Raw genomic sequence first — 9,720 nt, 5'->3', positions numbered from 1 at the left:
CATCCAAGGGCTATCTCCTCCTAAGAGAAGAAGCATTTGTTTAACCTGTAGAATGATGTGTAGCTGTAAAAATTTTTTGAATTACCGATCTCGTTCGAGATTTGATATCGCGCGAATCTCGTTACAGTGCGCAACATCTACTCAATCAAAATTGTCTTTGCTAATCTTTACATTTCTTGTGTTCTTAAGAGCACCTCTACTCTTAAGAACCTCTCTATCGCAGTATATATGTTGTAAATGAACTTAAGTCTTCCCGAAAACAAACCAAAAAGTAGAATGAAAATCATTCGCTTTTTTAACTTTGCTTCAGTTATTTGCTAAAATTTTTGCCCGAACGGACAAAACATCGCAAAAACCAATTTATAGAATTCAGGCGCCCGGGCAAGCAATTATTGTAAAAATTATTTTCGAATTAGAGTCAAAAGCTGAGATTTTTTTAAAATATTTCCTAAAAATTGCTTTAGATTTCCCCACATTTTTTAAAGTTTTTTTTGGAAAAATCTCTCCCTTTTATACAGTCAAGAACCTATCCAAGCGAATTCAACTTTTTGAATATTTATGCGACTTTCAATCTTACATTACGTGAGCTCGGCCTAACTGACTCAAACAATCCAATATTGAACTTAAGCAGTGCCTTCTTGAGAAAGGGATCGATGAATGAACTAAAGCACAACGCTCTCTATGAATCCCGTTGGAAACTCAGTAAAACGCTTTTTACGAAAGCGTTTTAGGATCAAGTTATTGGTATTTTCTAAAAATTGAATCTGATTCTAAAATTTCACAATAACTTGACCGGGCTCTTCGCCCTGTTTTTTTTACGTCAAACTCATGTTACATTATGATTTTTACATTTTAAAATTTGTACTGTTTTTTCTAAAACGTAACAAAAATATTATTTTTTTTGCATCTATTCTATTTCTATTGTTTCTATCTTTTTTGATTGATAATTGATCCTATAAAACCTTCAACTGATTTACTATCTGAATAATTCTATACTGAACTTATTTAAAAACTTAGAATATTAAAATTTTCTTCAAAAACCCAATCGCTCTAAGTTAGATGAAATAGATCTGTTGAAAAATTCTATAATAGAGTTTAACAAAACTGCTTCAATTGTCCATTTTACTGATCTATATAAAATTGAGTACCGTTAATTCTATCACAAAACGCTGATTCCATGTAAAATATTAAGTATTTTATTATTTAGTTATGAGTAATGCAACGGAAACAGATGAGAATTCACTTTTCAACAATTCTAATTTTCTAGGCTTTCACATCTTTGTAAAATTGACCGTTAATTTTTAGTACTGTTTTTATACGTCTGAGTAACGAGAGGAACAGAATTAAATTCTAGTTTTTACAACTTATATCCATTTATAGTTTATAACTTTTACTCTCGTTTTCGATAGGTTTAAGACCGTAAAAGTTTTCACGTTCGATCAACCGCTTTATAGTAGATATTCACTGAATATAATTGATACGAATACATTATCATCAATGAACCCGAGGCAAAAAAACGAAGTGTAGACCACGTAACAGTAACACGTATTCAATCTTTACGATTCAGTTTTATAGAAGTGCTTTACAATGAGTTCAGTTACATTTTTAGAATGGACAAATTTACTTTCGAATTTTATTACAAGCCGCACGTTCTAAGTTTTGTGTAAGAAATTATAAATTTGAAGAGATTTAGTTTAAAATTTACAGTCACATTTTTCTAGGATTTTATAGAGATAACCTTTTTAAAATTTTTGAATCTATAGAAAAATTCATCTTAATGTTTTTATGGCTCAAAACCTAAACTTCATTGTTTGTTTTATAAAAACTCTAAAGTTCCAAGAACGTTTTAAAACCGAGTCCAATTTTTTCCGGTATCGATTGACTTTCTTACCTAAGAGTTCTATGATTGAAGAATCAAAAATTGGAAAGAGGAAAAGGAGCTTAAAAAAATGAAACGATGGATTCTATATATAACAACGATTTGTCTATTTCTTACCTTTATAAATTGTAAAAAAGACGATGATGATCAAGACAAAACTCTCTTAGCATTAGTCTTAGCCGATCTTTTATACAATCCTTACGAAAAGATTACTCCTTCTCCTGGAACCATTACCATTTCCGGAGCCAATTATTCAAATAGAGCCTATAACCCTTCTTGCTCCGGTTCTACCGAAAATAAAACGTTTTCATTCTATAGGAAAAAAGTAAAAACATCCAATGACAAACTGCTCATCAATTTTATGGGAGGAGGAGCTTGTTGGAGTGGGTATAACTGTTTTGGAAATAATACGACTACTTATTTTAATCAGCTCGAAAAGACTCCGGATTTGTTCGTAAAATTCGTCTTTCAAGGTGTAATGAATACAAATAACGGCTCCAATCCATTCAAAGATTATGATGTAGTTTTTATTCCCTATTGCACTGGTGATCTACACTTCGGCTCCAAAGATATGACTTATATCGATCCAACTACGGGATCATCGGTAGTGGTAAAACATAAAGGTTATGATAATGTGCTTTCTGTATTAAAGTATATTCAGACAGAGTATCCTCAAGTTCAGAATGTATTCGTGACCGGACAAAGCGCAGGAGGTTATGGAACTCTACTCAATTACCCTATTGTACGTGAAACTATTTCAGGACTAAATTCATCCGCAAAAATGAATATGCTCATTGATGCGTCTAACGGGATTGTTCCTAACGGTTTTTTTTCCAATCTAAGTACCCAGTGGGGAGCCGATTCAAATTTGCCTACTTGGATAGCTGGAATTGCGGCTAACTATCTCACTGTAGGAAACCCTTCTATTCAAGATTTTTTTACGAAGGTATCTACACACTACAATGGATCGGGAGATAAAACGGGTCAATACACTGCTACTTTTGACGGAAACCAAAGATTTTTTTACAAAGTGATGAATATCATCAACTCGGCTCCGACTTATTCGGATGAAAAAACGACAGATCCTTATGATTCCTCTAAAACCTACTCCTCTTTATTTGGAGACAGCGACGGTAGTTCCGTTCCAGACGGAACTACCGCATCCACGGATGGATCCAGCTGCGGCTGGACACAACAAGCAGTTACTTCCATGAATGGGATTTCGGCTGGAACTACAAATTATTCGTATTACATCGCTCCGGGCGACGTACACACGATTACTACATCAGAAGATATGTATAAAGTGGATTCGGGAGGAACCAACTTCGTCACTTGGCTTACGACTCTTTCCACAGGTGCAAAACCTGGAAATGCGAAGTGTACAAACAACGGAGGCAACTGTGCCAACTCTAATTTTACAAAAAGTAAAATCAATCTTACTTTGAATGCAGCTACTTCGGATCAATCTTATGCAAATAATACGGATCTGGCGACTACCTGTAGACCCATTGTGGGACTTTAGAATGAATTAAAATATTAGAAAACCTGTATAAACTAAATTTTAATTTTTTATAATAGAGTTGTTGAAAAATGAATTCTCTATCCGTTTTTATTTCATAAAACGATTGAGTGAAAAAACTTTGCTAATCGCTACTTTCAACAACTCTAATATAATTTTTTGTATTACATTTCAATTTAGAACACGATTCATAAAGAGCGTTTTGCTTTAGTTTTAATCGCTTTCGCATTGGATTCTATCGAACTTACCTAAAACGACAACTTTGTTGATAAAAATCTAGATTCTCAATTTGATAGGGATCAGTAGACACAAACCTTCTCAAATCAAAAAAATCCCAATCGAAAATCTTAAAAAAAGTGAGTTTTATATAAGGAATCCGTAATTCTAAAAAAGTTAAAATCCGAACTTTACAGATCGATTCTTTAAATGTGGGAACTACCACAAATCTATATTTTACGGTGAAACTTTGAAATGCGAAAATTCTACTGTTTTTAGTCTTTAAAAATTAGGATCAAACGTTTTTATAATTGAACCATAGATTCCTTACACCAAACTCACGTTAGATTTGTCTCAAAATCTCGAACGGTATAGACATAATACTTTATAAATTCCGAATAAAGCGCAATAGTTCCCACAAATTATATCTAACTTGAAATTGTTGGTTTTTTGTGTAAAATCCATATTTTAACTTTTAAAAAAACTCATATCGTCCAAGCAGTAAAAACAGAAATTTTCAAACACAACAACTAACATTAAATACATGATCTGCTATATCATTCAATCAATAGAATATTCAAATCTATCAAAACAGCATACACTTTATTCATCGCCAATCCATCTGTATTTTTCATAAGGTGGATCCACCTCTAAAATTTGGACTTGGCCCTGATCGATTAACTTTCGAATCAAAGAATGTAAAATTGCAAGAGCCGTATTATAATAACTGCTATTCGCTACCTTCTCCCCCATTGCTTCCAAAACCAATGTAGAAAGATCTTGATCATTCTCTTTTAATCTACGAACCACTCCTCTTTCCAATAAGTTTAAGGTTTTAGATAATAGTTTAATCGCTCTCTGAGGATCATCCGGCTCCGATCCATGTGCGGGCAGAAGTCTTCGAATCGGTAATTTAGAAAGACGATCTAAAGATCTATGATAGTCGTATAAATTTCCGTCTATCTCCGCGTAGATGGAAGAGATATTCTGAAGTACTAAATCTCCGGTAAAATAAATTTTCTCCCCTAAAATATAGGGAGTTAAATGCCAACGATTATGACCGGGAGTATATAAGATTCCGATTTCTCTTCCTCCTGCCTGAATCACATCACCCTCTACGAGTTCAACATCAAAATTCAAATACGGATCCACTCTTTCGGAGTTGTCCAACGCATCATGAAATTCGAATATACCCGTGTCCACCCTTTTGAGTTCGGTGAGCCTCGTAGTATTATCATGATGTCCCTTATATACGAGCCTTCTCATCGCTCTTTGAAAGACCTGAACAAACTCCACGTAATTTCCGATCTCGGAAGACATCCCGGCCATCGCATACAACTTTGCATCCGTATAATAACGTAAAGTCAAAGCAGCACTCATATGATCTAAATGATTATGAGTATAAATGATATGTTTGATTTTACTCAAAGAAAGCCCTATTTTTTTTAAAGCCCTTTGTAAAAGTCCTAGGTTCTCTATATAACCCGAATCGATGATGGTAGGTTCTCCATCCGGAAGAATATAGATATTGTTGGGAGCATAAAAAGGTTGGGGAATTTCAGTTTTAAAGATTCCGTCTCCTATATTCTTTACTTCCGGAACAGAATCGTATCGATGAACTTTCATTCAACCTTCCCTAAAAAAGAGGTCTCTTTTTTCATACAAAGTCCCGAGACCGTAAGAAGCCTGCAATTGAAATTTTAAATATTCTGGTTTCCGCTTTGGGTGGGATAAGAAAAATAATAAAACATATAAACGAGTATTTTAATTTGTTTCATCTCTATCAATTTCTTCAGATCAATCATAAAAATCTATTTCTAAGTTGTAGTCTTATTTTTTAAGGTTTCGACTCGCTCTAAATCTGATCGCAACAAATTTTTACCGCATCCGCAAGTTGTTTTGGATCCCAGGGTTTCGGTAAAACTGCGTAAGTACCTGCCTCCTTTTTTACTCTTTCTACCGCGGCATCGTCTACGTGACCCGTAATCAATATAGAACGAATCTCAGGATATTTTTGATGAATATGAATTAAAAATTCGTCTCCTTTGATGCCGGGCATACGCCAATCAGACAAAATCAAAATCACGTTGATTCCGTTTTGGGCCAACTCATCCACAACTTCCAAGGCTTCGTTTGCATTGATTGCGGTTTCATATTGAAACTCATTTCCGAATTGTTTCTTTAATTCTTGCTTTAACGCGATCAAGATGATAGGTTCGTCGTCTACACAAAGGATCGCATTGTTTTTCACTGTATCTTTCAAAAGATATTCTCCGTATTTGCAGATTTCAACCACACGCTGAACTTTGTTCTACCGGGGACACTCTCAAATTCTATCTTACCACCCATCTTTTCTATGATCTTCTTACAAATATCTAATCCCAAACCGATTCCTTCTCCCTGCTTTTTTGTAGTGAAAAAAGGTTCAAAAATTTTATCTTTCACGGAATCCGGAATCCCGGCTCCAGAATCGGTAAAGGAAGTAATGATCCAGGAATTTTTTTCTTCCAGACCAATTTCAATCTTCCCTTGATAATCCATGGATTGCAAACCATTATTTAAAAGATTGATCCAAACTTGATTTAACTTATTCCCATTCCCTAAACAAAGTCCATTCGTTTTATAATCTTTAACGATTTCGACTCCGTACTTAATTTTAGTATGATACAAAGTGAGAATGGTGTCTATCTCGGATCGAATATCTACAGGGACTACATCCTCGTCTTGATCACTTCCGCCAGGATTCAAATAATTTTTCAAAGCCTCTACAACGTGAGAAGCCTTTCCACTTGCAATCGAAATTACCTTGTTCAATCGAACAATCGTAGAAAGCGAACCTACTGTATTCAAAAGACTCATTCTTGTTTCCGGTCCTAAAAGATCCACGAGCCTTTCACCAAGTCGATATACTCCTATGTCCAAAACCATATTTGTAACGTCTCCGTAGTCGTCCATTCCTGCATTCTTAAACATTTGAAGCAGATCTTTTTTCAGACTTCTATCCGGAATAATTTCGGATTCAAACGCGTCTTTTAAACTTTCTTCTAAAAGAATATTAAAATTTTCGGATTCTTTTTCGTTAAAACTAGAAAGAAGATCCGGAAGCCCTTTTAACTCTCTTTGAAGAATTTCTAAAACCGCTCGATTGGAAGAAGCGATCGCTCCCAAAGGAGTATTCAATTCGTGCGTCATTCCCGCCGCAAGTTGACCAAGTGCAGCCAATTTTTCGGAAAGAAGAAGTTGATCCTGTGCCCCCCGCAACTCTTTCATGATCTTTTCGAGATTGTTTACTGCGTCTCTCAAATCGGAATTTGATTTGCGTAGTTCCTCGGTTCTGAGATCGATTTTCCTTTCCAGATTTGCGTTTAAATCCAGAATCGTCTCTTCTGCTTCCTTACTTTTAGTTATATCGTAGATGATTCCGAAAATTTGTTTGGGTTCTCCACTTAAATTTCTCTTATAAACCCTTTCTCTGGAAATGAGCCATCTCCACTTTCCGCCGTCGTGGTGTTTCATTCTATATGAGTTTTCTATAATATCCTTATCGTTCGCCTTTTTATACTGGGGAAATATTTCGGCGTCGTATCTCTGAAAATCGTCAGGATGCATCAGATTGGAAATCATCCGTTCTCCCATACTTTTAATTTCTACCACGGAATATCCCAAAACGATTTCGATTCCGTCGTTGATATAGACATATCTTTTTTCTTCAATATCATAAATATATAATATATCAGGAGTAATATCTAAAATCGATTCTATAAACCTATTTCTTTCTAAAAGTTTTTCTTCGATTTGTTTTCGTTCCGTAATGTCCACCATCACGCCACGCAACCATTTTGACTTATTATCGTTTACGATTACCTTAACTATATCCCGAAGCCACATAACACTTCCGTCTTTTTTCATAAACCGATATTCGCAGTCGTAGGCTTCCATTTTTTTAGTACGGTTAATTCGGAAATCCACCGCCCAAATTTTATCTTCGGGATGTAGATGTCCCGCCCAGAACCCTGGCTCGTTCCATTCTTCTACCGAATAACCGAGCATATCCACTACCTGTTGACTTACGAATGTAAATTTAAACGTGGACGTGTCCATTTCCCAGACGATTCCCGGAGTAGTATCCACAAGATCCCTAAATTGTTCCTTGCTGGCTTTGGTTCTTTGAAAGGATTCTTGAAGTTGTTCCGCCATGTGGTTGAAAGTAATAGAAAGAGATCCTAATTCTTCCAATTTACTCGGAGGCACCCTTTGATCAAAATCTCCCTTTGCCATCTCAATACTCGCGTTCGAAATCCTACGGATAGGAGCCGTAACAATTCCGGCAAGTAATGCGGCGATCAAAAGAGAAGAAGCCAAGGCAACCGCAAAAACTTTTGCAGACTGACTACTTCCTATTTTAACACCTTCCAAATAATATGCGGACGGGATCGAAGTGATCAATATCCAATTTGTATTTCCGCTATTGTCTTGATACGGAGTCGCCTGAGTCAGCCAGGTTTCCAGAGACAAAGGTTTTGCGGTGACTACGTCGAAACGGAACTGCGTCGGCTCGTGTAGTAAATTCAAATTTCCTAATTTACTTTGAAGAGTTAGAATTGCGTTTTTAATCACAGGATCTTCGTTCAAATCGTTTTTTTTCTCCTCTTTAGAAGAACCGATCACGTTTCCCTTACGATCGACTATGATCGCGCGTCCGTGTGCGGCAACGTTTGTAGATTTAAGAAGAGAACGAATTCCGTTCATACGTACGATTTCGTTTTCCTTTTGTGTTTTTTCGAGATATTGATCCAAACGAAGATTTATGTTTTCTGATATTTCCTGGTGTAATCTTCCGGCGAGTTTATCGGCCGCAATTTCAGAACTTTTTAAATTTAAATACGCGGTCGCTCCTACCATCACTAAAACAAGAAGTATAAACGGAGCCACCAAAAACATTCGAATGGGTAATCCCTGAATCGAACTTTGACTTTGGTTATTATTCTTTTTTTCCCATTGAAATTTTTTAAGATCAAAATAGGATTCACGAACGTGTCCCGGAATTTCAGCCCAAAACATTCCGTATTTCCTAGCAAGCGGAAGCGCCGCTAACATTGCAAACGGAGCAATCACCCAAGTGATCGAAGTAGTAAAAAATAAAGCGGGAGTGATATTTCTATAAGAAATTGAAGGTGAAAATTGTTTAGAACAAAGATAACCCCAAAATTGGGGTTCTATCATCATAAATATGATTACAAAAAGTAAATATTTAAGCCAAACTTTGGCCTTTGTAAAATTTGGGTCTTTACCGATCAGTCTATATGCAATCCAAAAACAAGAAGGATTGATCAAATAACCCACGAACCAATCGAGTAAAAAATCGGGAGGTACACCTTCAATCAAATCGGAAAGGGCGTATGCAAACGGAACCGCAATCAGTGCGGGATAACCGAATAAAAGAATACAAAGGAAAACGGAAAGATCTTTGAGAGATTCGAATGTCTGAGCGCCGGGAACTAAAACTACAAAAGATCCTAAATAACCCGTTATAAAAATGAATACGAAAGTAAATGGAATACTCAAAAGAGCCTGAGTGTCCCAAAATTGTATTTCTCTTTTAAAACCGATACCGTTCGAAATTTTCAGACGAAAACCGGTAAATGCAGAGATCATAAAAAAGAACCCTACGATCCATCCCAGAAGCCCCCAAATTTCGAGCACTGGAAGCGGAATCGATTCAAAAATGGATTCAAGCTGCTGAATGATGACGTGCATCCCTATCCCGCCTAGACAAAATCATAATTACAAAGAAAGTTACAATAAGCCATGAGAAGAAAACCGGAAAAAAAATCTTAAAAGATGATTTCGAAAGTTGTAAATCAAATTACAAACAGAATTCGGATTTTGTAAGGTATAATTAAAATTCTCGATCCAACCTTGAGAGTTTCTTGGCTTTTGAAGATGATCTTTTGAACCTAAATTAACGTCCTTCTATATATTTAAAATTTATTTTTAAATGGTCCTTTCCTTCATGTAGACGAGAAATTTACAGAATCGTAAAAGTTTTAGAATATCGTTATTACCGAAAATAAGACAAAAATTATATTCTTTTACAGATAAACTT

The 9,720-nt window shown here is 35.6% G+C and carries 5 protein-coding genes and 1 pseudogene; 2 read left to right on the top strand and 4 right to left on the bottom strand.

Annotated elements, in window-relative coordinates; all coding sequences use genetic code 11:
- Window positions 1–1,949: 1,949 nt before the first annotated feature.
- Complete coding sequence (locus LEP1GSC049_RS211570; protein WP_004755719.1) at window positions 1,950–3,401, top strand: pectin acetylesterase-family hydrolase; 1,452 nt, start codon at window positions 1,950–1,952, stop codon at window positions 3,399–3,401.
- A 241-nt stretch (window positions 3,402–3,642) separates the two neighbouring features.
- On the opposite strand, the gene LEP1GSC049_RS2000000229150 is transcribed toward LEP1GSC049_RS211570, so the two are convergent.
- A complete protein-coding gene (locus LEP1GSC049_RS2000000229150) occupies window positions 3,643–3,840 on the bottom strand; it encodes a hypothetical protein (protein WP_004755711.1) in 198 nt (65 codons plus the stop codon).
- A gap of 377 nt (window positions 3,841–4,217) precedes the next feature.
- Window positions 4,218–5,240 (bottom strand): MBL fold metallo-hydrolase, encoded by a 1,023-nt coding sequence (locus tag LEP1GSC049_RS211580; RefSeq protein WP_004756996.1) that lies wholly within the window; start codon window positions 5,238–5,240, stop codon window positions 4,218–4,220.
- Between LEP1GSC049_RS211580 and LEP1GSC049_RS2000000226710 the strand changes: the two are divergent.
- Window positions 5,229–5,455: pseudogene (locus LEP1GSC049_RS2000000226710) on the top strand (hypothetical protein). The gene LEP1GSC049_RS211580 and the pseudogene LEP1GSC049_RS2000000226710 sit on opposite strands and share 12 nt — an antisense overlap.
- A 14-nt stretch (window positions 5,456–5,469) precedes the next feature.
- On the opposite strand, the gene LEP1GSC049_RS211585 reads toward LEP1GSC049_RS2000000226710, so the two are convergent.
- Both LEP1GSC049_RS211585 and LEP1GSC049_RS211590 read right to left on the bottom strand, forming a co-directional pair.
- Window positions 5,470–5,877, bottom strand: coding sequence for a response regulator (locus LEP1GSC049_RS211585; RefSeq protein ID WP_004755732.1), 408 nt, complete (start codon window positions 5,875–5,877; stop codon window positions 5,470–5,472).
- The gene (locus LEP1GSC049_RS211590; RefSeq protein WP_004755902.1) at window positions 5,874–9,371 is read right to left on the bottom strand and encodes a PAS domain-containing protein; all 3,498 of its coding nucleotides are present in this window, start codon (window positions 9,369–9,371) and stop codon (window positions 5,874–5,876) included. The genes LEP1GSC049_RS211585 and LEP1GSC049_RS211590 overlap by 4 nt, the downstream gene beginning before the upstream one ends.
- Between the last annotated feature and the right edge of the window lie 349 nt (window positions 9,372–9,720).

This window comes from Leptospira kirschneri serovar Cynopteri str. 3522 CT (assembly GCF_000243695.2).
Classification (GTDB): Bacteria; Spirochaetota; Leptospiria; order Leptospirales; family Leptospiraceae; genus Leptospira; species Leptospira kirschneri.
The sequence above is the reverse complement of the archived record's forward strand: the minus strand, read 5'-3'. Positions and strand labels throughout refer to the sequence as shown.